At 72.1% G+C, this 23,531-nt stretch carries 20 protein-coding genes; 7 read left to right on the forward strand and 13 right to left on the reverse strand.

Features of this window, described 5'->3' with window-relative positions; translation table 11 throughout:
• From PKE85_RS01765 to PKE85_RS01775, 3 genes are read right to left on the reverse strand one after another with little or no spacing between them, the layout of a single operon-like run.
• Complete coding sequence (locus PKE85_RS01765) at positions 1 to 291, reverse strand: hypothetical protein (RefSeq protein WP_271203075.1); 291 nt, start codon at positions 289 to 291, stop codon at positions 1 to 3.
• Positions 288 to 494, reverse strand: a complete 207-nt coding sequence (locus PKE85_RS01770; protein ID WP_271203076.1) for a DUF1289 domain-containing protein — start codon at positions 492 to 494, stop codon at positions 288 to 290. The genes PKE85_RS01765 and PKE85_RS01770 overlap by 4 nt, the downstream gene beginning before the upstream one ends.
• Before the next feature lie 59 nt (positions 495 to 553).
• Positions 554 to 1,330: an adenosylcobinamide-GDP ribazoletransferase gene (locus tag PKE85_RS01775; protein WP_271203077.1), complete on the reverse strand. Its 777-nt coding sequence runs from the start codon at positions 1,328 to 1,330 to the stop codon at positions 554 to 556.
• Between the two features lie 136 nt (positions 1,331 to 1,466).
• On the opposite strand from PKE85_RS01775, the gene cobT reads away from it, so the two are divergent.
• Positions 1,467 to 2,531, forward strand: coding sequence for a nicotinate-nucleotide--dimethylbenzimidazole phosphoribosyltransferase (gene cobT, locus PKE85_RS01780; protein WP_271203078.1), 1,065 nt, complete (start codon positions 1,467 to 1,469; stop codon positions 2,529 to 2,531).
• Between the two features lie 7 nt (positions 2,532 to 2,538).
• Here cobT and PKE85_RS01785 read toward each other — a convergent pair whose 3' ends face one another.
• The 4 genes from PKE85_RS01785 to PKE85_RS01800 form a co-directional block, all read right to left on the reverse strand.
• Positions 2,539 to 3,279 (reverse strand): ABC transporter permease, encoded by a 741-nt coding sequence (locus PKE85_RS01785; RefSeq protein WP_271203079.1) that lies wholly within the window; start codon positions 3,277 to 3,279, stop codon positions 2,539 to 2,541.
• Positions 3,276 to 3,941 (reverse strand): ABC transporter permease, encoded by a 666-nt coding sequence (locus tag PKE85_RS01790; protein ID WP_271204052.1) that lies wholly within the window; start codon positions 3,939 to 3,941, stop codon positions 3,276 to 3,278. Before PKE85_RS01790 ends, PKE85_RS01785 begins: the two co-directional genes overlap by 4 nt.
• 69 nt (positions 3,942 to 4,010) lie before the next feature.
• Positions 4,011 to 4,811: a lysine/arginine/ornithine ABC transporter substrate-binding protein gene (locus PKE85_RS01795; RefSeq protein ID WP_271203080.1), complete on the reverse strand. Its 801-nt coding sequence runs from the start codon at positions 4,809 to 4,811 to the stop codon at positions 4,011 to 4,013.
• An 87-nt stretch (positions 4,812 to 4,898) separates the two neighbouring features.
• Positions 4,899 to 5,492 carry an NTP transferase domain-containing protein gene (locus PKE85_RS01800; protein ID WP_271203081.1) on the reverse strand — a complete coding sequence of 198 codons (594 nt, stop codon included), beginning with the start codon at positions 5,490 to 5,492 and terminating at the stop codon, positions 4,899 to 4,901.
• A gap of 93 nt (positions 5,493 to 5,585) precedes the next feature.
• On the opposite strand from PKE85_RS01800, the gene PKE85_RS01805 reads away from it, so the two are divergent.
• From PKE85_RS01805 to otsA, 4 genes are all read left to right on the forward strand, one after another.
• The gene (locus tag PKE85_RS01805; RefSeq protein ID WP_271203082.1) at positions 5,586 to 6,791 is read left to right on the forward strand and encodes an Mrp/NBP35 family ATP-binding protein; all 1,206 of its coding nucleotides are present in this window, start codon (positions 5,586 to 5,588) and stop codon (positions 6,789 to 6,791) included.
• A 103-nt stretch (positions 6,792 to 6,894) separates the two neighbouring features.
• On the forward strand, positions 6,895 to 7,707 hold the full coding sequence (otsB, locus tag PKE85_RS01810) for a trehalose-phosphatase (RefSeq protein ID WP_271203083.1): 813 nt from the start codon (positions 6,895 to 6,897) through the stop codon (positions 7,705 to 7,707).
• Positions 7,704 to 9,491 (forward strand): glycoside hydrolase family 15 protein, encoded by a 1,788-nt coding sequence (locus PKE85_RS01815; protein WP_271203084.1) that lies wholly within the window; start codon positions 7,704 to 7,706, stop codon positions 9,489 to 9,491. Before otsB ends, PKE85_RS01815 begins: the two co-directional genes overlap by 4 nt.
• 127 nt (positions 9,492 to 9,618) lie before the next feature.
• Positions 9,619 to 11,040, forward strand: coding sequence for an alpha,alpha-trehalose-phosphate synthase (UDP-forming) (gene otsA, locus PKE85_RS01820; RefSeq protein WP_271203085.1), 1,422 nt, complete (start codon positions 9,619 to 9,621; stop codon positions 11,038 to 11,040).
• Positions 11,041 to 11,079: 39 nt separating this feature from the next.
• Here otsA and moaA read toward each other — a convergent pair whose 3' ends face one another.
• Positions 11,080 to 12,102, reverse strand: a complete 1,023-nt coding sequence (gene moaA, locus PKE85_RS01825; RefSeq protein WP_271203086.1) for a GTP 3',8-cyclase MoaA — start codon at positions 12,100 to 12,102, stop codon at positions 11,080 to 11,082.
• 129 nt (positions 12,103 to 12,231) lie between these two features.
• On the opposite strand from moaA, the gene PKE85_RS01830 reads away from it, so the two are divergent.
• Together PKE85_RS01830 and PKE85_RS01835 are read left to right on the forward strand one after the other, a co-directional pair.
• Entirely contained in the window at positions 12,232 to 12,594 is a 363-nt protein-coding gene (locus PKE85_RS01830; RefSeq protein WP_271204053.1) for a gamma-butyrobetaine hydroxylase family protein, read from the forward strand.
• A 95-nt stretch (positions 12,595 to 12,689) separates the two neighbouring features.
• Positions 12,690 to 12,995, forward strand: coding sequence for a hypothetical protein (locus tag PKE85_RS01835; protein ID WP_271203087.1), 306 nt, complete (start codon positions 12,690 to 12,692; stop codon positions 12,993 to 12,995).
• Positions 12,996 to 13,047: 52 nt separating this feature from the next.
• On the opposite strand, the gene PKE85_RS01840 is transcribed toward PKE85_RS01835, so the two are convergent.
• The 5 genes from PKE85_RS01840 to PKE85_RS01860 all read right to left on the reverse strand — a co-directional run bounded on the left by PKE85_RS01840 (position 13,048) and on the right by PKE85_RS01860 (position 23,525).
• Complete coding sequence (locus PKE85_RS01840; RefSeq protein WP_271203088.1) at positions 13,048 to 16,146, reverse strand: efflux RND transporter permease subunit; 3,099 nt, start codon at positions 16,144 to 16,146, stop codon at positions 13,048 to 13,050.
• Positions 16,143 to 19,247: an efflux RND transporter permease subunit gene (locus PKE85_RS01845; protein WP_271203089.1), complete on the reverse strand. Its 3,105-nt coding sequence runs from the start codon at positions 19,245 to 19,247 to the stop codon at positions 16,143 to 16,145. Before PKE85_RS01845 ends, PKE85_RS01840 begins: the two co-directional genes overlap by 4 nt.
• The gene (locus PKE85_RS01850) at positions 19,247 to 20,440 is read right to left on the reverse strand and encodes an efflux RND transporter periplasmic adaptor subunit (protein ID WP_271203090.1); all 1,194 of its coding nucleotides are present in this window, start codon (positions 20,438 to 20,440) and stop codon (positions 19,247 to 19,249) included. The genes PKE85_RS01845 and PKE85_RS01850 overlap by 1 nt, the downstream gene beginning before the upstream one ends.
• Positions 20,437 to 21,855, reverse strand: coding sequence for an efflux transporter outer membrane subunit (locus PKE85_RS01855; protein ID WP_271203091.1), 1,419 nt, complete (start codon positions 21,853 to 21,855; stop codon positions 20,437 to 20,439). Before PKE85_RS01855 ends, PKE85_RS01850 begins: the two co-directional genes overlap by 4 nt.
• A gap of 203 nt (positions 21,856 to 22,058) precedes the next feature.
• Positions 22,059 to 23,525, reverse strand: coding sequence for a cryptochrome/photolyase family protein (locus PKE85_RS01860; protein ID WP_271203092.1), 1,467 nt, complete (start codon positions 23,523 to 23,525; stop codon positions 22,059 to 22,061).
• Positions 23,526 to 23,531: the final 6 nt, after the last annotated feature.

The raw sequence follows: 23,531 nt of genomic DNA on the forward strand, positions 1-23,531 counted from the left end.
TCAGACGTTGACGCCGAGCGAGGCCAGCGTGTCCTGCCCGTAGATGAAGAGCAGCGCGAGGCCGACCGCGACCGCGAGCCACAGCGCCACGGCCTTGAGCGTGCGCGAGCCGTCGGTCATGGCGTTGGCGAACACGCGGGGGCCGATCCAGGCCGCGAGGCAGATCGAGGCGATGGCGCCGGCCCAGCGCTCGTTGGGGAAGTCGCCCAGCCCGCCGGCGAGGTCCGCCACCACGAACACCACCATGGTGGCGAGGATGACGACCACCAGCGCGCCCGCCACGCCCCTCACGACGCGTAGCTCCGGCCGGCGTCGCGGGCGATTTTGCGGCGGTCGGGCAGCTTGCGCATGGCGGCGTCGCGCTCGGCGTCGGACATGCGCGCCCAGGCGCCGATCTCGGCCAGCGTGCGGAAGCAGCCCTCGCACCAGCCGGTGGCGGGGTCCATCACGCAGACGGAGACGCAGGGGCTCTTGATCGGGCGTCGGCTCAGCATGGGGCGATGCTTGGCGCGAAGCGGCCGCGCGCGCAAGAGACGTTCGCGTCATCCGATGGTCAGGAGGCGGCCATGAGCAGGCCGGCCAGCGCGGCGATCTCCGCCACCTGCGCCGCCGCGCCGCAGACGTCGCCGGTGACGCCGCCGATCTGCCGCCGGCTCAAGGCGGACAGCCCGAGCACCGCAAGGCCCGCGAGCAGGATCGCGACGAGGCCGCCGGCGAGCCCGCCCGCGAGCAGCGCCGCGGCGGCTCCCAGCCCGCATCCGGCGAGCACGGCGGCGAGGCTCGGGCGGGCCGCATGGCCGGCGCCGTCCGTGCGCGCGGGCGGCAGCAGCCGGGTCGGCGCCAGCGCCAGCGGCCGGGCGAGCGCGGCCGCGGCGACGAGCGCAAGTCCCGCGCTCGGACCCTGCGCCTCCGCCAGCCCCGCGATCAGCGCCACCCGCAGGATCAGCGCCAGCGCCAGCGCCGCGGCGCCGTAGCTGCCCACCGCGCTGTCGCGCATGATGGCGAGCTTCTGCTCCCGCGTGCGGCCGCCGCCGAACCCGTCCGCCACATCCGCGATGGCGTCCTCGTGCAGCGCGCCGCACAGCGCCACCGCCGCCGCCGTCGCGAAGGCTGAGCCCGCGAGCGGCGTCAGGCCCACGCCGAGCGCCAGCGCCAGAGTTGCGCCGGATACAGCCCCGACCACGACGCCTGCGACGGGCGCGGCCGCGGCCACGCCGTCGAACAGCGGTCCGGTCTCCTGCGCGCCGAAGCGGGCGGGGGCGGGCAGGCGGGTGAAGAAGCGCAGCGCGTCGGCGAGGGCGTCGGCCCCGCGGGTGATCAGATCAGGCATCGGCTATCGCACATGCGAAAACAGGACGGGCGTCCGGCGTTCCTAGCATGGCGCCGCAGCGAAGGCGCGCTTGGCGGCTCATGACCGATCGGCTATGCGACAGGTCCGTGATATCGCATGCCGCATGAGGTTCCCCATGGCGCTGACCACCGAGTCGCGCGTCCCGCCGGTCGAGAGGGGCCTGCCCTTCGACGACATCCGGGCGCTGCTGGCGCGCATGCCGGGGCCGGCTTCGGCGCGGGCGGACGAGGTTCGCGCCCGCGAAGCCCAACTGGTGAAGCCCACGGGCGCGCTTGGCCGGCTGGAAAGCCTGTCCGAATGGCTCGCCGCCTGGCAGGACCGCAGCCCGCCCACCGTCGCCCGCCCCATGGTGGCGATCTTCGCCGGCGCCCACGGCGTGGCGGCGCGGGGCGTCTCGGCCTATCCGGCGGAGGTGACGCGGCAGATGCTCGACGCCTTCGGCAAGGGCCACGCCGCCATCAACCAGATCTGCGCGGCCTTCGACATCGGCCTGAAGGTGTTCGATCTGGCGGCCGACCGGCCGACGCCGGACATCACCGAGGACGCCGCCATGAGCGAGGCCGAATGCGCCGCGACCATGGCTTACGGCATGGAGGCGATCCACGGCGGGATCGACCTGCTGGTGGTGGGCGAGATGGGCATCGGCAACACCACGGTCGCGGCGACGCTCGCCTGCGCGCTGTATGGCGGCCAGCCCGAGGACTGGGTCGGCCGCGGGACCGGCGTCGACGACGAGGGCCTCGCCCGCAAGGCGTCGGCCGCGCGCGCGGCGCTGGAGCGGCATCGCGATCATCTGGACGATCCGCTGGAGGCGCTGCGCCGGGTCGGCGGGCGCGAGCTTGCGGCCATGGCCGGCGCCATTCTGGCGGCGCGGCTGCAGCGGGTGCCGGTGGTGCTCGACGGCTATGTGGCGACGGCCGCCGCCAGCGTTCTGCACGCGCTCGACGCCAGCGCGCTCGACCATTGCGTCGCGGGCCATCTCTCCGCCGAGACCGCCCACGCTCGCCTGCTCGCCAAGCTCGAGATGAAGCCGCTGCTGGATCTGGGTCTTCGGCTCGGCGAGGGCTCGGGCGGCGCGCTCGCGGTGTCCATGCTCAAGGCGGCGGTCGCCTGCCACACCGGCATGGCGACCTTCGCCGAGGCCGCGGTCGCCGACAGGGAGCCGGCGCCGGAGGCGTGAGAGAGGCTCACCCCGCCGGGCGGAGTTTCCGCAGCCTGCGGCGGTCGGCCAGGTCCACCGCGCGGCGCACGATCTCCACCAGGATCAGGTACAGGATCGCCGCCCAGAGATAGACCTCGAAATCCGCTGAGCGGCCGAAGGCGTAGCGGGTGGCGCTGAAGATCTCCGACACGGTGACGACGCCCGCCACCGCGCTGCCCTTGATCAGCAGGATCAGCTCGTTGCCGAGCGGGCGCAGGGACAGGCCCAGCGCCTGCGGCAGCAGCACGCGGGCGTAGAGCGCGAAGCGGCCGAGCCCGAGCGCCTCCGCCGCCTCCCGCTGGCCTTGAGGCAAGGCGGCGAGCGCGCCGTGGACGATCTCCGACTGGTAGGCGGCGGTGTTGAGGGTGAAGGCGAGCGCCGCGCACCAGAACGGATCGCGCAGCAGCCACCACAGCCCCGCCGCCTCCAGCTCATGCCGGAACTGCCCGGCGCCGTAATAGACAAGGAACAATTGCGCCAGCAGCGGCGCGCCGCTGAAGAAGGCGGAGAAGCCCCGCGCGAACCCCGCCGCCAGGCGTCCGCCCTCGCGCCGGGCCATGGCCAGCGGGACCGCCAGCAGGAACCCGAGCGGGAACGACAGCGCCGTCAGCGCCAGCGTGGCTCCGAGCCCGGCGAGCACCCGAGGGCCGTAGCGCGCCATCAGCTCCGCGTCGAAGCCGAGCGCGCCCCAGAGCGCGAGGACGCCGTGGCCAAGCTCCGCCGTCATCGGCCGGCGAACCGGACGCCGCGCTCGGCGCGGGCCTGCAGCCGGTCGGCGACGGCGCTGGAGACGAGCGCCAGCGCCACATAGATCAGGCAGGCGACGAGGTAGAAGGTGAAGGGCTGCCGCGTGGCGCCGACCGCGATCTGGGTCTCGCGCATCAGGTCGGCGAGCGCGATGGTGGAGACCAGCGCGGTGTCCTTCAGCAGCACGGCCCAGCCGTTGGCGAGACCGGGCAGCGCCAGCCGCCAGAGCTGCGGCAGCTCCACCAGCCGGAAGGCGAGGCCGGGCGAAAGCCCGAGCGCCAGCGCCGCCTCCCGCTGGCCGCGGGGCAGGGCGCCCATCGCCCCGGCGAAGACTTCGGCGGCGTAGGCGCCGAACACCAGCGCCAGCGCCGTGACGCCGGCGGCGAACGGGCCGATCTCCACCGCCACGCCGGGCGCGACGAGGGCGAGCAGCCGGTTCAGCAGCATCTGGCCGCCGTAATAGACGATGAACAGCGTGAGCAGTTCCGGCAGGCCCCGGAACAGGCTCGAATAGGCCTGGGCGAGCCCGCGCAGCGCCATGAGACGCGACCGCTGCATGACAGCCGCGCCAAGACCGAGCGCGAGCCCGAAGGGCAGGGTGGCCAGCGCCAGCGCCAGGGTGACGCCAAGGCCGGCCAGCAGCTCGTCGCCTCAGCCGCCGGGACCGAAACTCAGCAGGCGCAGCAGGTTCTCCAACGCCGCGGCTGCCGGTCAGTACAGGCTAAAGGCGAAATACTTGGCGTTGATGCGGTCGTAGGTCCCGTCGGCGCGGATGGCGTCGATGGCGCCGTCGATCAGCGCCTTCAGCTCCGCGTCTTCCTTGCGCAGGCCCGCGCCCACGCCGGCGCCGAAGAACTCGGGATTGCGGATGTCCTGTCCGATGATCTGGCAGCACCTGCCCTCGTCGGAGGCGTCGAGCCAGGGCAGCAGCACGGTCTTGTCCGCGAGCACGGCGTCGAGCCGGCCGGAGGCGAGGTCCAGATTGGCCTCGGTCTGGGTGGGGTAGAGCCGGACCTCGGCCCCCGCCTTGGCGTAGACCTCTTCCAGGTAGTTGGCGCTGACGGTGCCGGTCTGGGCGCCGAGCGTCTTGCCGGCGAGCGCTTCGGGCGACGAGCCCCAGCCGCCGTTCGCCTTGTCGGCCACGAACAGGGCGGGGGTCTCGTAGTACTTCTTCGAGAAGGCGATCTGCTTCGAGCGCTCCGCCGTGATCGACAGGGAGGCGAAGATGGCGTCGATCTTGCCGGCTTTCAGCGCCGGGATCAGGCCGTCCCAGTCCTGCGTGACGAAGGCGCACTGCGCCTTGATCCGGTCGCAGACGGCTTTGGCGATGTCGATGTCGAAACCCTGAAGCTGGCCGTCCGGCCCGATGGCGTTGAAGGGCGGATAGGCGCCTTCCGAGCCGATGCGCAGCGTGGTCCAGTCCCGCGCCGAAGCGGGGCCGCAGAGCAGCGCGACGGCGGCCGCGACCGCAAGCGACAGGGCGCGCAGGCGTCCGTGCGCGATGAGGCTCATGCGGCGGTCTCCATGCTCGCGGTCGTCCGGCGGAGCCGGCCAAGAGCGCGAGCATTCCACTGTTCGCAAGCGCACGCAAACGTGACGTCAGGCGCCCCGCAGCGCGGCGAGATCGTCCGGCGTGTCGGCGTCGCGGAAGCCGTCGCGGCTGGGGTAGGGCGCATGCGCCGCGCCGAGCGCCGCCAGCGCCCTGCGGGGGGACGAGACGCCCTCCGCGATCAGCCGGTCGAGCTCCGCCCGGCGATCGAGCGGCCACAGCGCGTGCAGCGGCTCCGGGCCGTCGGGGCTCGCGGCGCAGGCCGGGCCGCCGCCGCCCGCCGCCCACAGCCGGGCGCCGAGGTCGCGCGGCGGGAACGGCGCGTCGCCGGGGACGGTGAGCAGATGGCTCGCCCCTTGCGCCGCCGCCCAGGTTAGGCCGGCGACCACCCCCGACAGCGGCCCGCCGGGACTTCCGGCCGCGTCCGGCAGCACCGGCAGGCCGAACGCGCCAAGCCGCGCGGGGTCGCCGTTGGCGGACAGCGCCAGCGCGAACGCCTGCGGCCGCAGGCGGTCCAAAGCGTGTCCGAGAATCGGGCGGCCGTGGAGCAGCAGCAGGGCCTTGTCGCCGCCGCCCATGCGGCGCGCCTCGCCGCCCATCAGCACGAGGCCGGCTATGCGGGTAGGCACGGGAACGTTGGTCATGGCGCGGTCCGGCAAGAAATCGCCTGCATTTGACCGCGACCGGCGCCAAGGTCCATAGCCCGCGCACAAACAGAAACTTCGAGGAGACGAAACATGGCGGTGACGGAAGAGGACGTGCGACGGGCGCTGGAGTCGGCGCCGGCGCCCGATGGCGCGCCGAGCCTCGCGCGGTCGTCCGCCCTGTCCGCCATCACCATCAACGGCGGGCGGGTGATCTTCGCCATCGAGACCTCGCCCGACCGCGCCGCCGCGCTGGAGCCGATCCGCAAGGCGGCGGAAGCGGCGGTGCGCACCATCCCCGGCGTGTCCGACGTGCTGGTGGCGCTCACCGCGAGCCGCCCCGCGGGCTCCGCGCCCGCGCCGTCCGCCCATTCTCACTCCCATGCGCACGGCCATTCCCATCCCGCCGCGTCGAGCCCCATGGCGGCGCGCGGCGCACGGCCCGCGCCGGCCGGCGCCTCGGCCCCGCCCCGGCCGCAGGGGCAGGGGAACGGCGTCGGCGTGCCGGGCGTCCGCCACATCGTGGCGGTGGCGTCCGGCAAGGGCGGCGTCGGCAAGTCCACCACGGCGGCCAACGTGGCGCTGGCGCTGGTGGCGCAGGGCCTGCGCGTCGGGTTGATGGACGCCGACGTCTACGGCCCTTCCGTCCCGACCCTGTTCGGGCTGCATGAGCGGCCCGAGGTCGAGAACAAGATGATGAAGCCGCTGGAGGCCCACGGCCTCAAGATCATGTCGATCGGCTTCCTCGTGGAGGAAGGCACCGCCATGATCTGGCGCGGGCCCATGGTCATGTCGGCGCTGACCCAGATGCTGAACGAGGTGTCCTGGGGCGAGCTCGACGTGCTGGTGGTGGACATGCCCCCCGGCACCGGCGACGCCCAGCTCACCATGGCCCAGCGGGTGCGGCTCTCCGGCGCGGTCATCGTCTCCACGCCGCAGGACCTTGCGCTCGCCGACGCTCGGCGCGGCGTCGCCATGTTCCAGAAGGTGGACGTGCCGATCCTCGGCGTGGTCGAGAACATGAGCTACTTCTGCTGCCCCAACTGCGGCCACCGCGAGAGCCTGTTCGGCCATGGCGGCGCCCGCGCCGAGGCGGCGAAGATGGGGGCGCCCTTCCTCGGCGAAATCCCGCTCGCGACCGAGATCCGCGCCACCTCCGACAGCGGCGCGCCGATCGTGGCGAGCGCCCCGGACTCCGAGCACGCCCGGGCTTACGGCCGCATCGCCGAGGCGATCTGGAAGCGGTTGAGCCAGGGGGCGCCGGGCCGCACGCCGCCGCGCATCGTGATCGAGCGCTGACGGCCGGAGCCTCGCGCGGGGTTGTCCGCGCGGGGCTTTCGCCTATCTGAACATGGGATAAGCCCCCTCCACGACGACCCTTCCCTCAGCACCGGAGACCGGCATGAGCCTCGACGCCGCGGCGGCGGCCGCATGGGAGCCCGAGAGCACGCGCGTGGCGCGCGACCGTCCGGCGCTTCCGGCCATCCCTGCGGGGTTCCCGGACGATCTGGCGCTGTTTCTCGATCTCGACGGCACGGTGCTCGACCTGGCGCCGACGCCGGACGCGGTCGTGATCGCGCCTGAGGCGCTCGCCGCGATCGGGGTCGTCGCCCAGCGGCTGGACGGCGCGCTCGCCATCGTCACCGGCCGGGCGCTCGGCGATGTGGACCGCATCCTGTCGCCGCTTCGGCTGCCCGCCGCGGCGCTGCACGGCGCGGAGCTGCGCCGCTGCGGCGGAGGCCGGGTGGCGGATGCGGGCGTCGCCCCGCCGGACCGGCTGACCGCGGCGCTCGGCGCCTTCGTGGACGCGCGGCCGGGGCTGGCGCTCGAGAACAAGGGTGTCAGCGTGGCGGTGCATTACCGCGCCGCGCCCGAGCGCGAGGGCGAGGTCAGGGCGCGCATCGGCGATCTGGTGGCGCAGCTCGCCCCCGCCCATGAGCTTCAGCCCGGCAAGATGGTGGTGGAGGTGCGCCCCCGAGGCTGCGACAAGGGGGCGGCGCTGCGCCGCATGATGAGCGAGAAGCCGTTCGCCGGGCGCACGCCGCTGATGATCGGCGACGACCTCACCGACGAGTTCGCGTTCGAGGCCGCCAACGCGCTCGGCGGCGCCTCGGCGCTGGTGGGGCGGGTCGCGCGCCCCTCGGTCGCCACTTACGGTTTCGAGAGCCCGGATTCGGTGCGCCGCTGGCTTGTGGCGCTCGGCGCCGCGGCGTGAGCGGTCCATCGCTCGAACTCGGCGTCATCGGCAACGCCGCCTCCGCCGCGCTGATCGACGCGAGGGGGCGCATCGTCTGGATGTGCGTCCCGCGGTTCGACGGCGATCCCATGTTCAACGCCCTGCTGGGCGGCGACGATCCGGAGCGCGGCTTCTGGGACTTCGAGCTCGAGGGGCTGGAGCGCTGCGAGCAGGAGTATCACCGCAACACTGCGATTCTTGAGACGCGGCTGTACTGCGCCGACGGCTCCGCGGTGCGCGTCACCGATTTCGCGCCGCGCTTCCGGGACCACGGCCGCATGTTCCGGCCGCAGTCGGTGGTGCGGCGGCTGGAGCCGATCTGCGGCTCACCGCGGCTCTCCGTGCGGCTGCGGCTGTCGCTGGAGTATGGCGAGGTGGAGCCCGACACCACGCGCGGCTCCAACCACATCCGCTATCTGGTGGACGGCACGGTGATGCGCCTGACCACGGACGCGCCTGTGGCCTTCGTCGCGCAGGAGACGCCGTTCCTGATCGACCGCCCTTACGCTTTCCTGCTTGGTCCGGACGAGACCCTGCCGGCGGCGCCGGGCCGCGTCGCCCGTGAGTTCTACGAGCGCACGCAGGAGTACTGGATCGACTGGGTGCGCTTCCTGTCGCTGCCGTTCGAGTGGCAGGAGGTGGTGATCCGCGCCGCGATCACGCTGAAGCTCTGCTCTTATGAGGAGACCGGCGCCATCGTGGCGGCGCTGACCACCTCGATTCCCGAATACGCCGATTCCGGCCGCACCTGGGACTACAGGCTGTGCTGGCTGCGGGACGCCTATTTCACGGTCGAGGCGCTGAACCGGCTGGGCGTCACCAAGACCATGGAGGGCTACCTCGCCTACGTGACCAATCTGGTCGCAGGCTCCGCGAGCGGCTATCTGCAGCCGCTGTTCGGGCTCTCCTTCGAGACGCGGATCGACGAGAGCGAGGCGCCGGCGCTCGAAGGCTATCGCGGCTACGGCCCGGTGCGCGTGGGCAACGCGGCCTATTCCCAGGTCCAGAACGACGGCTACGGTTCGATCATCCTCGCCGCGGCCCAGGCCTTCTTCGACGCGCGCCTGCCGAAACCCGGCGACGAGGCGCTGTTCGAGCGGCTGGAGAAGCTCGGCCATCAGGCGGTGGAGCGCTGGAACACGCCGGACGCCGGCATCTGGGAGTTCCGCACCCGCGAGGCGGTGCACACCCATTCCGCCGCCATGTGCTGGGCCGCCTGCGACCGGCTGGCGCGCATCGCGACCCGGCTCGGCCTGACGGACCGCGCCGCGTTCTGGACCGAGCGCGCCGGCGAAATCGCCGAGGGCGTGTTCGCAAACGCCTGGAACGCGGAGATGAACAGCTTCGTCAGCACCTTCGGCGGCGACGTGGTGGACGCGAGCCTGCTGCTGCTGCCGGAGATCGGGCTGGTGTCGCCCAAGGACCCGCGCTTTCTTGGCACCCTGGCCGAGGTGGAGCGTTCGTTGCGGTTCGGCAACCACCTCTACCGCTATCGCGTGCCCGACGATTTCGGCGAGCCGGAGACGGCGTTCACGGCGTGCACGTTCTGGCTGATCAACGCGCTCGCCGCGGTCGGCCGCGAGGACGAGGCCCGCGCGGTGTTCCAGGACGTGCTCGACCATCGCACCAGGCTCGGCCTGCTGTCCGAAGGGCTGCATGTGGGAACCGGCGAGCTGTGGGGCAATTTTCCGCAGACCTACTCCATGGTGGGGCTGGTGAAGGCCGCGATGCGGCTGTCCCGTCCCTGGGAGGAAGCGTTCTGAGCCGGCGGCGCGCACGGAACCTGCGACCATCGGCCGGCGTTCGGGAGGGCGTCATGACCCATCAAGCACCACTCTCGATCCGAACCGGCGCGGCCTCGCGCGGCGCTGAACAGAGGAGGTCCGCGCCGTGAGCCGGCTGGTCGTCGTATCGAACCGCGTTCCCGTCCCGACGCCGGGCGTTCCGCCGGCGGGCGGGCTGGCGGTGGCGCTGTCGGGCGCGATGCAGGCGCGGGGCGGGCTGTGGTTCGGCTGGAGCGGCGCCAAGCTGCCCCCCGGCGAGACCGAACCGTCCGAGCCTCAGGTGACCACCGCGGACGGCGTGACCTACGCCGTGATCGACCTCTCCGAGCGCGATCTCGACGAATATTACGCCGGGTTCTCCAACCGCATGCTGTGGCCTCTGTTCCATTACCGGATGGAGCTGACCGAGTTCACGCGCGTGTCGCTGTCAGGCTACCACCGGGTCAACCGCCTGTTCGCCCAGCGGCTCGCGCCGATGCTGAAGCCGGACGACGTCATCTGGGTCCACGACTACCACCTCATTCCGCTGGCGGCGGAGCTGCGGGCCATGGGGTTCCGAAACCGGATGGGCTTTTTCCTGCACATCCCGTTCCCGCCGCCGGACGTGCTCACCGCGCTGCCGAACCACGCCGACGTGGTGCGCTCGCTCGCGGCCTATGACGTGGCCGGGTTCCAGACCCCGATCGACGTGGAGAACTTCGAGACCTATGTCCGCCGGGAGCGGGTGGGGCGGCGGCTGCCGGACGGCCGCTTCGTCGCCCATGGCCGGGCGGTGACGGTGGAGGCCTTCCCCGTCGGCATCGAGACCGACGCCTTCGCCGCGGTCGCCGCCGCCTCCAACCGCAACGCGCTTGTGCGGCGGGTGCGGGAGAGTCTGAGCGACCGCAAGCTGATCATCGGCGTCGACCGGCTGGACTACTCCAAGGGCATCGCCCAGCGCATCCAGGCCTACGAGACCTTCCTGCTGCTGGACCCGGAATGGCGCGGCCGCTGCGTCTATCTGCAGATCACGCCCAAATCCCGTGAAGAGGTGCCGGAATACGCCGCCATGGAACGGGAGGTGGCCGAACTCGCCGGTCGGGTGAACGGCGCCTATTCCGAGCTGGACTGGACGCCGCTGCGCTACGTCAACCGCACCGTCGGCCGCAACGCGCTGGCGGGGCTCTACCGGCAGGCCGCGGTCGGCGTGGTCACGCCTTTGCGCGACGGCATGAATCTGGTGGCCAAGGAGTATGTGGCGGCGCAGGATCCGGAGAATCCCGGCGCGCTGCTGCTGTCGCGCTTCGCGGGCGCGGCGGCCGAACTGGACGGCGCGCTGATGACGAACCCCTACGACGTCGACGGCACCGCCGGCGCGCTCGCCCGCGCGCTCGATATGGCGGTGGAGGAACGGCGCGAGCGCTGGTCCTCCATGTTCCGTCGCATCAAGGAGTACGACGTCACCTGGTGGCGGGAGAGCTTCCTCGAGGCGCTGGAGAAGGACGACGAGGCTCCGCCCTCGACGGGGCGGATGGCGCTGGTCCGGTGACGGGCGTCGCGGCGGCGTCGGAAAGCGTCGCCGCTTGCGTCAGCCGCCGGTGGTCGACATGTGGCGCGCCACTGCGGGTTTGGCGTTGCGGCGATCGATGATGAAGTCGTGGCCCTTGGGCTTGCGGGCGATCGCGTCGCGGATCGCCTCCTCCAGCCGGTCGTCGCTGTCGCTTCCCCGAAGCGGCGCGCGCAGGTCGGCGGCGTCGTCCTGGCCGAGGCACATGTAGAGCGTGCCGGTGCAGGTGACGCGCACCCGGTTGCAGCTCTCGCAGAAGTTGTGGGTCATCGGCGTGATGAAGCCGATCCGGCCGCCGGTCTCCGCCACCGACACGTAGCGGGCCGGGCCTCCGGTGCGATACGGAATGTCGTTCAGCGTGAAGCGCTGCGCCAGCCGGGCGCGCACGAGGCTGAGCGGCAGGTACTGGTCGGTGCGGTCGCCGTCGATGTCGCCGAGCGGCATGGTCTCGATCAGCGACAGGTCCATGCCGCGGGCGTGCGCCCAGTCGATCATGGCCGGGATTTCGTCCTCGTTGACCCCGCGCAGCGCCACGGCGTTGATCTTCACGTCGAGGCCCGCCGCAAGCGCGGCGTCGATCCCGCCCTGCACCTGGGCGAGGTCGCCCCAGCGCGTCACGGCCTTGAACTTCGCGGGATCGAGGGTGTCGAGCGAGACGTTGACGCGGCGCACCCCCGCCGCCGTCAGATCGGCGGCGTAGCGGGCGAGCTGGCTGCCGTTGGTGGTGAGCGTCAGCTCGTCCAGCGCGCCGGACTCCAGATGGCGGCCGAGCGAGCGGATCAGCGTCATCACGTCCCGGCGCACCAGCGGCTCGCCGCCGGTCAGCCTCAGACGCCGCACGCCGAGGCGCACGAAGGCGGAGCACAGCCGGTCCAGCTCCTCGAGGCTCAGCAGGTCCCGCTTCGGCAGGAAGGTCATGTGCTCGGACATGCAGTAGACGCAGCGGAAGTCGCAGCGGTCGGTCACCGAGACGCGCAGGTAGCTGATGGCCCGCTGAAACGGGTCCACCAGCGGCGCGGTCGTCGAGGCATGCGGAGCGAGCATCGGGCGGTTTCGTCCTGGAGCGGCGGGGTTGTTGTTGTTTAAGCCGCGGGCGCTGGTTCTGCGCGTTGACAGAAGCTAGGAGTTGCGGGGCCGCTCGTAAAGGGCTGGCACGCCAGAAGAGGTACGATGATGACGGACGATGCGGGCTGGCCGGTGGAGATCACGCTGTCGCGGGACGGTCGCCGCCTCGCCGTGGGCTGGGCCGACGGCGCCCGCCACGAGCTTTCCGCCGAGTTGCTGCGGGTCGAGAGCCCGAGCGCCGAGGTGCAGGGCCATTCGCCGGAGCAGAAGACCACCGTGCCCGGCAAGCGGAACGTGACCATCCGCGACGTGCAGCAGGTCGGCTCCTACGCGGTGAGGCTCGTGTTCAGCGACGGGCACGACACGGGGATTTACACATGGTCCGCCCTGCGCCGGTTCGGGGACGAGGGCGCCGAGATGTTCTCGGCTTACGAGGCCGCGCTGGCGCGCCAGGGACTTTCACGCGGCTGAAAACGCAAGAAAGCGGCGGAAAAAGGTCGAACGCGGCTTTCCAAGCCGAGGCTTCGCCCGATATGGCCTCCCGGGCGGTTTTTGGAGGCCAGTTCATGAAGTTCACGTCCCTGATCGCCGTCGCGCTCGGCGCAGCCGCTCTCGCGGGCTGCACGGAGACGCGCGGCGGACCCGGCTACGGTTACGGCCATGGCGGTTACGAGCGATCCTCGACCGTGATCATCGACAGCGACCGTCGCGACCGTCGCGAGTGGGACCGCCGGCGCCAGCGCTCCGAATGGCGCGAGGCGGAGCGCCGCGAGCGCGTCCGCGAGGATCGTCGCGAGCAGCGCCGGGAGTGGCGTGACGAGCAGCGCGACCGGCGCGAGGACGCCCGCGACCGTCGCCGCTCCGGCTACTGACGCCACGACTGTGGCCTGACCGATCCCGGATGGACTTCGCTCCCGTCCGGGGTCACTCCGCCGGAACGGGTTGCGGCTCGGGCGCCCGGCGTCGCCGCCTGAGCCTGTCGAGCAGCAGGTAGATCGCCGGCGTGGTGTAGAGCGTCAGCGCCTGGCTGACGATCAGCCCGCCGACGATGGTGACGCCGAGCGGACGGCGCAGCTCGGAGCCCGGTCCCTCGCCGAAGGCCAGCGGCAGCGCGCCCAGCAGGGCGGCGAAGGTGGTCATCAGGATGGGACGGAAGCGCACCGTCGCCGCCTCGATGATGGCGTCGCGCGGAGACAGCCCGCGATGGCGTTCGGCGTCGAGCGCGAAATCCACCAGCATGATGCCGTTCTTCTTCACCAGTCCGATCAGCAGGATCACGCCGATCAGCGCGATCACGTTCAGGTCGCCCCCGGTCGCCTGCAGCGCCAGCAGGGCGCCGAGCCCCGCCGGCGGCAGGGTGGAGAGGATGGTGATCGGGTGGACGTAACTCTCGTAGAGCACGCCCAGCACGATGTAGATCGCGAGCAGCGCGGTCAGGATCACCACCGTCTGGCTGGAGCCGGAGGAGGCGAGTTCGGCGGCGTCGCCCGCGAACTGGGCGTTGATCCCATCCGGCAGGCGCATGTCCGCCACCGCCTGCGCCACCGCCGCGTTCGCCTCGCCGGGTGCGGTTCCCGGCGCCACGTCGTAGGTGATGGTGATCGAGGGATACTGGCCCTGATGGTTGACCGCGAGGGGCGCGGTGCGGCGCGTCAGGGTGGCGACCGCCGACAGCGGAACCTGCGCGCCGTCGCTTCCGGGCACGAAGATCTTCATCACGTCGCCGGCGTCGCGGGCGGCGTCGGGCGTCGCCTCGATCACCACCCGGTACTGGTTGCGCCGGCCGTAGATCACCGAAATCTGCCGCTGGGAGAAGGCGGTGTTCAGCGCCGCGTCGATGGCGCCCATGCTGACGCCGAGGCGCGAAGCGGCGTCGCGGTCGATCTCCACCACCAGCTCCACGCCGTTCGCCTCACGGTCGGTCGCCACGTCGCGTAACGAGGGAATCGCCTGCAGGCGCTGCGCCACCCGCGGCGCGGTCTCCTGCAGCAGCGCGAGGTCCGCGCTCCACAGCGTGAACTGGAACTGGGAGCGGCCCTCGCGGGCGCCGGCGCGGATCTCCTGCTGCGCCATCAGGAACACCCGGAGACCGGGGATCTGGCTCAGCGGCCGGCGCAGCCGCTCGATCACCTGAGCTGCGGGCGGACGCTCTCCGAGCGGCTTCAGGGCGATCTGGATGCGGCCGCTGTTGGAGGAGCCGCGGCCGCCGCCGACGGAGGGCGCGACCGATTCCACCGCCGGATCGGCTGCGATGATGTCGGCCGCCCTCAGCTGCAGCGCCGACAGAGCCTCGAACGAGATGTCCGGCGAGGCCTGGGTCATGGCCTGCAGCATGCCGACGTCGTCCTGGGGGAAGAAGCCCTTGGGCGTGACCATGTAGAGATGCGCCGACCACGCCACCGCGCCCGCCACCAGCAGCGCCATCGCCCATGGCGCCGTCATGGCGAGGCTGAGCGAACGGCCGTAGGCCGCGGCGATCCGCGCCATGATTCCCGGCTTCTCCTGCCGCTTTTCCGGCTTCAGCAGGCGGGCGCAGATCATGGGCGTGACGGTGAGCGACACCAGCGTGGAGACGGCGATCGCGAAGATCAGCGTCATGGAGAACTCGTAGAACAGCCGGCCCGCCAGCCCCTGCAGGAACAGCAGCGGCGCGAAGGCCGCGATCAGCGACAGCGAGATCGAGATCACCGTGAAGGCGATCTCCTTTGCGCCGATCAGCGCCGCCTCATGCGGCGGATGGCCCTTCTCCATGTTGCGGGCGGCGTTCTCGATCATGACGATGGCGTCGTCGACCACGAAGCCCACCGCCACCGCCAGCGCCATCAGCGACAGGTTGTCGATGGAGAAGCCGAACGTCCACATGCCGGCGAAGGCGCCCGCCAGCGCCAGCGGCACCGTGACGCCGGCGGCGAAGGTGGCGGCGGGGCGCTTCAGGAACACGAACACCACCAGCATCACCAGCGCGATCGACAGCAGCAGCGTGAGCTGCATGTCGGCGACGCTGGCGCGGATGGTGGCGGTGCGGTCGGACAGCACGGTCACGTCCACGCCCGCGGGCATCCAGCGCGACAGGTCGGGCAGCACGGCCTTCACGCCGTCCACCGTCTTGATGACGTTGGCGTCCGGCTGTTTGGTGACGTTCACCAGCACGGCGGGCTTGCCGTTGAACCATGCGGCGGAGAGCGAGTTGCGGGCGCCTTCCGCGATCTCGGCCACGTCGCCGAGCCGGACGGTCGCGCCGTTCTGGGCGCGCAGCACGATGTCGCGATAGGCCGCCGGATCGCCGCCGAGCTCGCCGTTGAAGGCGATGGCGACCGAGCGGCGGTCGCCCTCCAGCGCGCCCACCGGCTGCAGCACGTTGGCGTCGGAGATGGCGGCGCGCACCCCGTCCAGCGACAGGCCCATGGCGGCGAGGCGGGCCGGGTCGAGCCGCACCCGCACCGCCGGCTGCTCCGCTCCCGCCACGTTGACCTCGCCGACCCCCGCCACCTGAGAGAGGCGCTGCACCAGCACGCTGTCCGCCGCGTCGTAGATGCGGGTCGCGGGCAGCGTGTCGGACGTCAGCGCCAGCGACATCACCGGCGCGGCGGAGGGGTTGATCTTGCGGAAGGTGGGCAGGTTCGGCACGTCCGAGGGCAGGTCGGCGGCCGCCGCGTTCAGCGCCGCCTGCACGTCGCGGGCGGCGTCGTCGATGTTGCGGTCGAGGTCGAACTGCACCGCGATCCGGGTGGAGCCGAGCGACGACACCGAGGTCAGCTCGGTCACGCCCGCGATCGCGCCGAGCGACCGTTCCAGCGGCGCCGCGACCGTCGCCGCCATGGAGGCGGGGTCCGCGCCGGGCCGGCTGGCGCTGACGAAGATGACCGGGAACTCCACGTTCGGCAGGCTCGCCACCGGCAGGCGCAGATAGGCCGCGAAGCCCACCAGCAGCAGCGCGACCGCCAGCAGCGTGGTCCCCACCGGCCGCAGGATGAAGGGAGACGAGAACGACGTCGTCGCGCCGTCCGGCGTCCGCGCGCTCACTCCGCGGGCTCCGGGGCCGGCCGGGCGCGCGCGCCCGTGGCCATCAGCCGAAGCCGCTCCATGGCCAGATAGACCACCGGCGTGGTGTAGAGCGTGAGCAGCTGGCTCAGCAGCAGGCCGCCGATGATGGTGACGCCGAGCGGCACGCGCAGCTCCGCGCCGGGGCCGGTGGCGAGCGCCAGCGGCAGGGCGCCGAGCAGGGCGGCGAGGGTCGTCATCATGATCGGCCGGAAGCGCAGCGCGGCCGCTTCGACGATGGAGGCCTCCGGCGACAGCCCGCGCGTGCGCTCCGCGTCCAGCGCGAAGTCGATCATCATGATGGCGTTCTTCTTCACGATGCCCATCAGCAGGATGACGCCGATCAGCGCCACGATCGACAGCTCCAGCCCGAACAGCTCCAGCGCGATCAGCGCGCCGACGCCGGCGGAGGGCAGGGTGGAGAGGATGGTCAGCGGATGGATGAAGCTCTCGTAGAGCACGCCCAGCACGATGTAGATCGCGATCACCGCCGCCAGCACCAGCCAGGGCTGGCCGGCGAGCGACTGGGCGAACTCCGCCGCGTCGCCCGAGAAGGCGCCGACGATGGAGGAGGGCAGGGCGAGCTCCGCCTCGGCTTCCGCGATCGCCGCCACCGCGTCGCTGAGCGAGGCGTCCTCCGCGAGATCGAAGGACAGGGTGACCGCCGGAAACTGCTCCTGGTTCGAGACCACCAGATCGGCGGGCTCCAGCGTCACCCGCGCCACCGCCGCCAGCGGCACGGCGACGCCCTCGCTCGACGTGACGTAGAGCTTCCCGATCGCCGCCGGGTCCTTCTGCTGGGACGGGGCGGCCTCCAGAATGACGCGGTACTGGTTGGACTGGCCGTAGATGGTGGAGATCTGCCGCTGGCCGAAGGCGTCGTTCAGCGCGTCCGCCACCGCCTGCGCGGTCACGCCGAGCCGTCCCGCCTCCAGCCGGTCGATGGCGACGCGGGCCTGCAGCCCGCCGGGCCTTGCGTCGGAGCCCACGTTGCCCAGCACGGGGGAGGCCTGCAGCCTCTCCACGAGCCGGCTGGCCGACCGCGCCAGCTCCACGGCGTTGGAGTCGGTGAGCGTGTACTGGTAGCGGCCGCGGGAGGCGCGGGCGCTGATCTGCAGCTCCTGCGCGGCCTGGAACGCCACCGAGACGCCGGGGATGGGCGCGACCGCCTGTTGCAGCCGCGCGATGACGGCGTTCGCGTCCGCGGCGCGCTGGTCATGGGGCTTGAGCACGATCGACAGCCGGCCGGCGTTGGGGGTCGGCGTCTGCTCGCCGACGCCGAGCACCGAGACGACGGACCGCACGTCCGCGTCCTCCTGAACGGCGGCGGTCACCTGCGCGTCGAGCCGCTTCAGCTCCTCGAAAGAAACGTCCTGCGCCGCCTCCACCGTCGCGGTGACGAGGCCCACGTCCTGCTCGGGCATGAAGCCCTTGGGCGCGATCACGTAGAGCCAGCCGGTGGCGATCAGGGTCGCGAGCGTCAGGGCGAGCGTCAGGCCCTTGTGGCGCAGCACGGCGAGCAGGCTGCGGCGGTAGCCGTCCACCAGACCGTCGGTGGCGCGCTCCGCGGCGCGGGCGAGCGGCGAGGGCTTCGCGTCCGCCCGCGGCGCTTTCAGGAGTTTGGCGCACATCATCGGGGTGAGCGTGAGCGAGATCACCATCGACACCACCACCGCGATGGCGAGCGTGGCCGCGAACTCCCGGAACAGGCGGCCGATCAGCCCGCCCATGAACAGCAGCGGGATGAACACCGCCACCAGCGAGGCGGTGAGCGAGACGATGGTGAAGCCGATCTCCCGCGCGCCGTCATACGCGGCCTTCAGCGGCGAGGCGCCCTCCTCGATGTGGCGGGCCACGTTCTCGATCATGACGATGGCGTCGTCGACCACGAAGCCCGCGCCCACCACCAGCGCCATCAGCGACAGGTTGTCGAGCGAGAAGCCCATGGCCCACATCACCGCGAAGCTCGCGATCAGCGACAGCGGCAGCGCGACGCCCGCGATCAGCGTGGCGCGCAGCGTGCGCAGGAACAGCAGCACCACCAGCACGATCAGCCCGACGGACAGCGCCAGCGTGATCTCCACCTCGTGGATCGAGGCGCGGATGGTGTCGGTGCGGTCGTCGACCACATGCAGGTCCACGCCGGCCGGCATGGCGCGCTGGAGCGCGGGCAGCGCCCGGCGCAGGGATTCCACCGTCTCCACGGTGTTGGCGCCCGGCTGGCGCAGCACCTCGACCACGATGGCGGGGCGGCCGTTGAAGCTCGCCGCCACGTTGTTGTCCTCGAGCCCGTCCGTCACCTCCGCCACGTCCCGCAGCCGCACCGGCGAGCCCTCGCGCATGGCGACGATCAGGTCGCGATAGACCTCCACATGCTCGATCTGGTCGTTGGCGGAGATGGTGAAGGCCTGCGCCGGGCCGTTGACGGAGCCCTTGGGACCGGAGGTGTTGGCGCCGGTGACGGCGGAGCGCAGCGTCTCCAGCGTGAGGCCGTAGGAGGCGAGGCGGGCGATGTCGGCCTGGATGCGGATCGCGGGCTTCACGCCGCCGCCGATGGCGACCCGGCCCACGCCCGCCACCTCCGCCAGCCTCTGGGCCACCAGCGTGTCGGCGAGGTCCGACACCTCCCGCATGGGCAGCGTCTCGGAGGTGAGCGCGAGGGAGAGCACCGGCGTGTTGGCCGGGTTCACCTTCGAGAACACCGGCGGATAGGGCAGGTTGCGGGGCAGCGTGGAGTTGGCGGCGTTGATCGCGGCCTGCACGTCCTGCGCCGCGCCGTCGATGTCCCGGTCCAGATCGAACCTGAGCGTGATCTGGCTGCGGCCGAAGGAGCTGGTGGAGGTCATGGCCTCCAGCGACGGGATCTGCCCGAGCTGGCGCTCCAGCGGCGCCGTCACCAGCGACGACATGGTCTGGGGATTGGCGCCCGGCAGGCGGGTCGAGACCTGGATGGTGGGGAAGTCCACCTGCGGCAGCGACGACACCGGCAGGCGCGAATAGCCGAGCAGGCCCGCCAGCAGCACGGCGATGGCGAGCAGGGTGGTCGCGACCGGCCGGGCGATGAAGGGCGCGGAGACGCTCATCAGGGCGTCTCCGCGGCGTCCCGGTCCTCGCCGCGGGCGCCCGCCGCGCCGACCGCCACCTTCGAGCCGTCCCGCAGCCGGGTGAAGCCGGTGACGACCACCTGATCGTCGGCCTCGACGCCCTTTGCGATCACCGCGAGCGCGGCGGTCTGGCGCGCCACCTCCACCGGGCGCTGGCGCGCCGTGCGGTCCTTGTCGATCACGAACACGAACGGCCCGTCCGGCCCCTGCTGCACGGCGGGGCCGGGCACGGTGACGGCGTCCTTCAGCGTGTCGACGGTCAGCCGCACGGTGGTGAACTGGCCCGGCCACAGCGTCAGCGCCGCGTTGGGGAAGGTCGCCTTCAGCTTCACCGTGCCGGTGGTCTGGTCGACCTGGTTGTCGATCACCTCCAGCGCGCCCTCGTCCAGCGCGGTGGCGCCGTCGGGGGCGAGGGCGACGGCGGGCGCGCCGCCGCGCGTCAGCGCCTGCGTCACCGCGGCGATGTTCTGCTGCGGCAGGGTGAAGGTGGCCGAGATCGGCTGAAGCTGGGCGATGGAGACGATGCCGGTGGCGTCGCCGGCGGAGACGTAGTTGCCGGGGTCCACGAGGCGCACGCCGGCGCGGCCGGAGATCGGCGCCCGCACCACCGTGCGGTCGAGCGTGGTCTTGGATTGCGCCACGAGCGCCTGCTGGTAGCGCAGCTGCGCCTCGAACTGGGCCACCTGCGCCTTGGCGGTCTCCGCCTGCTGTTGCGAGCCGTAGTCGTTCTTGGCGAGGCGGGCGTAGCGGTCGTAGTCGCGCCGGGCGTTGGCGAGCTGGGCGTCCACCTGCGCCGTCTGGGCCACGGCCTGGTCGTACTGGGCCTGATAGGTGGCGGGGTCGATGCGGGCCAGCACGTCGCCGGCCTTCACGTCCTGCCCCTCGCGGTAGGTCACCTCCAGCAGCACGCCCTCGACCTGGGCCCGCACGAGCGCGGCGTTGGGCGACTGGAACGACCCCACGCCGTCGAGCGTCACCGGCACGTCCTGCCGTTTCGCCGCCTCTGCGATCACCGGGATGGGCTGGTCGCCGAAGCCGCCGCGCCGGCCGCCGCCGCGCACCTCCCGCCGCTGCTCGCCGTCGCCGCCGAGCCAGCCGGTCAGCGTCGGCCAGTAGACGTAAACCGCGACGCCGAGCGCCGCGGCGAGGATGAGAAGCAGGAGGCGTTTCATCGCGCAGCCCCGTCGGCCGGAGTCGCGGCGGGCGCAAGCACGAGCCTGTCGCCGCCTGCCGGGCGCCCCGATGCGGCCCAGCCGCCGCCCAGCGCCTCGAACAGGGAGACCGCGGCCTGGAAGCGGGCGAGGCGCACGTTGACCAGATTGTCCTGCGCGCTGAACAGCGTCTGCTGGGTCGCGAGCACGGTGGTGACGTCGACCGCGCCTTCGCGCAGCTGCGCCTGTGCGATGTCGTAGGCCTCGCGGGCGCTGCGCACGGCGGCGCCCTGCAGCCGCTCCTGCTCGGCGGTCTTGCGCATCGCGACCAGCGCGTTCTCCACATCGACGAAAGACTGCACGGCGGCCCTGCGGTAGGTCATCAGCGCCTCGCGGTGCTGCCCCTTCGTGAGGTCGAGCTGGCCGGGAAGGGCGGTGTTCAGCAGCGGCTGGCTCAGCCCCGCCCCGAGCGAATAGAAGCCGGACTGGGAGCCGAACAGCGTGCGCAGCGCCACGTTCTCGAAGCCGCCCTGAGCCGTGAGGTCGATGGTCGGGAAAAAGGCGGCGCGGGCGGCGGTGACGTCGTAGTCGGCGGCGGCGAGATCGGCCTCGGCCTGGCGCACGTCCGGACGCCGCGTCAGCACCTCGGCGGGCACGCCGGGCGCCACCTTCGGGGTGCGCAGGTTCGCGAGCCGGCCGCCCTTCACGTCGAGCCGCACCGGAGGCCGGCCCAGCAGCAGCGCGAGCGCGGTCTCGTTGGTGCGGATCTCCTGCTCGATCTGCGGGATCGTCGCCTTCTGCTGGTCCAGCACGCTGCGCTGCTGGGCGCGGTCGAGCGCGTTGGCGGTGCCCACGTCGAGCCGCGCCTGAATGGCGTCGAGCACCTTCTGGGCGCTCGCCACGTTGCCGCGGGCGATGGCGAGCTGCTCCTGGGAGGCGAGCAGGGCGAAATAGGTGTTGGCGACGCTGGTGACGACGCCGAGCGCCACCACCTCCTCCGCGAAGCGGGCGGAGACCGCGGAGGCCCGCGCCGAATTGAGCGTCGCCCGGTTCTTGCCCCAGAAGTCGAGCTCATAGCTCGCGGCGAGCGCGGTCTGGAAGCCGCCGACGACCCGGGTGCTTCCCGCCGAACGCTGCAGCTGGGTGTCGCCCGAGCCGGTGATCAGCGGAATGAGCGCCGCGCCGTTCACGCGCACCTGCGCGTCCGCCTGCTCGATCCGCGCCTTGGCGGCGCCGATGTCCTGGTTTTCCCGTTCCGCCGCGACGATGAGCGTCGTCAGCTCGGATGAGCCGAAGCCCCGCCACCAGTCCGGCGCGGGCCAGACCGCTTTGGTGGGGCCGCCGTCCTTCCAGCCGGCGGGCGCGTCGATGCCCAGCGCCGGGCGCCGCCAGTCGCCCGCGCAGCCCGCCAGAGCCAGCGCGCCCACAAGCGCCACGCCGAGTTTCGGAAAAACGCAAGGGTGTCGCAAATGCCGGTCTCGTTTGGGACGCTTCACGCCGTCCGTTCTGCCACAGAGACGACCGCGTGACAGTCGCGTTCCGGAGACAGGCGCGGTCGTTCGTCGGCGCTTACACGGCGGCCGCGCGCGCTCCCTTCGCGCCCTCCCACGTCAAAATTGCGGCGCAGCGGGCCAAGGGGTCAGCCGTCTTTCGGCGGCAGCCGGCCGAAGGCGGCGAGCGCCCGGTCCCGCGCCTTGCCGTGATCAACGATCGTGCGCGGGTAATCTTCGCCCAGCGTCACGCCCGCGGCCCGCAGCTCGATCTCGGTCGCCTCCCACGGCTTGTGGACGTAACGTGTGGGAACGTCCTTCAGCTCCGGCACGAAGGCCTTCACGTAAGCGCCTTCGGGATCGAACTTTTCGCCCTGAAGAATCGGGTTGAACACGCGGAAATAAGGTGCCGCGTCCGCGCCGCAGCCCGCCACCCACTGCCAGCTCGCGGCGTTGTTGGCGGGGTCGGCGTCCACCAGCGTGTCCCAGAACCACGCCTCGCCCTCGCGCCAGTCCACCAGCAGATCCTTGATCAGGAACGAGGCGCAGATCATCCGCACCCGGTTGTGCATCCAGCCGGTGGTCCAGAGCTGGCGCATGCCGGCGTCCACGATCGGATAGCCGGTCAGGCCCCGCCGCCAGGCGCGCATCTGGGCCGGATCGGGCTTCGACCATGGGAAGGCGTCGAAGCGCGGCTGCACGTTGCGGGTCGCAAGCTCCGGATGCTGGTGCAGCAGATGGTATGAGAACTCCCGCCAGCCGAGTTCGGCGCGGAACTTCTCCACATCCGTTCCGTTCGCCGCGCCTTCCGCCTTCGCCGCCTCCACCGCGTGCCAGAGCTGGCGCGGGCTGACCTCGCCGAAGCGCAGATGCGGCGACATCCGCGAGGTGGCGGGCAGGTCCGGCCGGTCGCGGTTCTTGGCGTAGCCGCGCAGGCCGTCGTCGAGAAAAGCGCCAACGGCTTCGCGGGCGCCGGCCTCGCCGGGCGTCCAGTTCGCGCGCAGGCCGCCGGCCCAGTCGGGCGTCGTTGGCTCCAGCGCCAGATCCTCGACCGCCAGGCCGTCGAGCGCTGGACCTGCCGTGACGTCCCGCTTGGTCGGCCTCGGAAGCGGCGGCGCCGGGTCGCCTTTGGCCTGACAGGCGCGCCAGAACGGCGAGAACAGCTTCAGCGGCGTTCCGGCCTTGGACGTCACCTCCCACGGCTCGTAAAGCAGGCGGCCGTTGAAGGTCGAAACCTCCACGCCGGCGCGTTCGAGCCGGGCCTGAACCTCGCCGTCGATCTTCGCCTCCGCCGCCCCGTAGCGGCGGCTCCACAGCGTCTGCGCCGCGCCAGCCTCTTTTACGGCCTTCGGGATCTCGGTCGCGGCGGCGCCCTTGCGCACCGTGAAGGGCAGGCCGAGCGCCGCGCAGTCCTGCGCCAGCGCCTTCAGGGAACGCGACAGCCACCATTGCGACGCCCCGCCCAGAGGACGAAGGCTTGGGCTTGCGTCGTCGTACAGGTAGAGCGCCGTCACCGGCCGGCCGGTCTCCAGCGCGGCCGCGAGCGCCGGATGGTCGCCGAGCCGGAGATCCTCCCGGAACCAGACGAGAACGGGGGCTTCAGTCGACGACGGCATGGGGGC

This window comes from Methylopila jiangsuensis (assembly GCF_027922305.1).
In the GTDB taxonomy this organism is placed as follows: Bacteria; Pseudomonadota; Alphaproteobacteria; order Rhizobiales; family Methylopilaceae; genus Methylopila; species Methylopila jiangsuensis.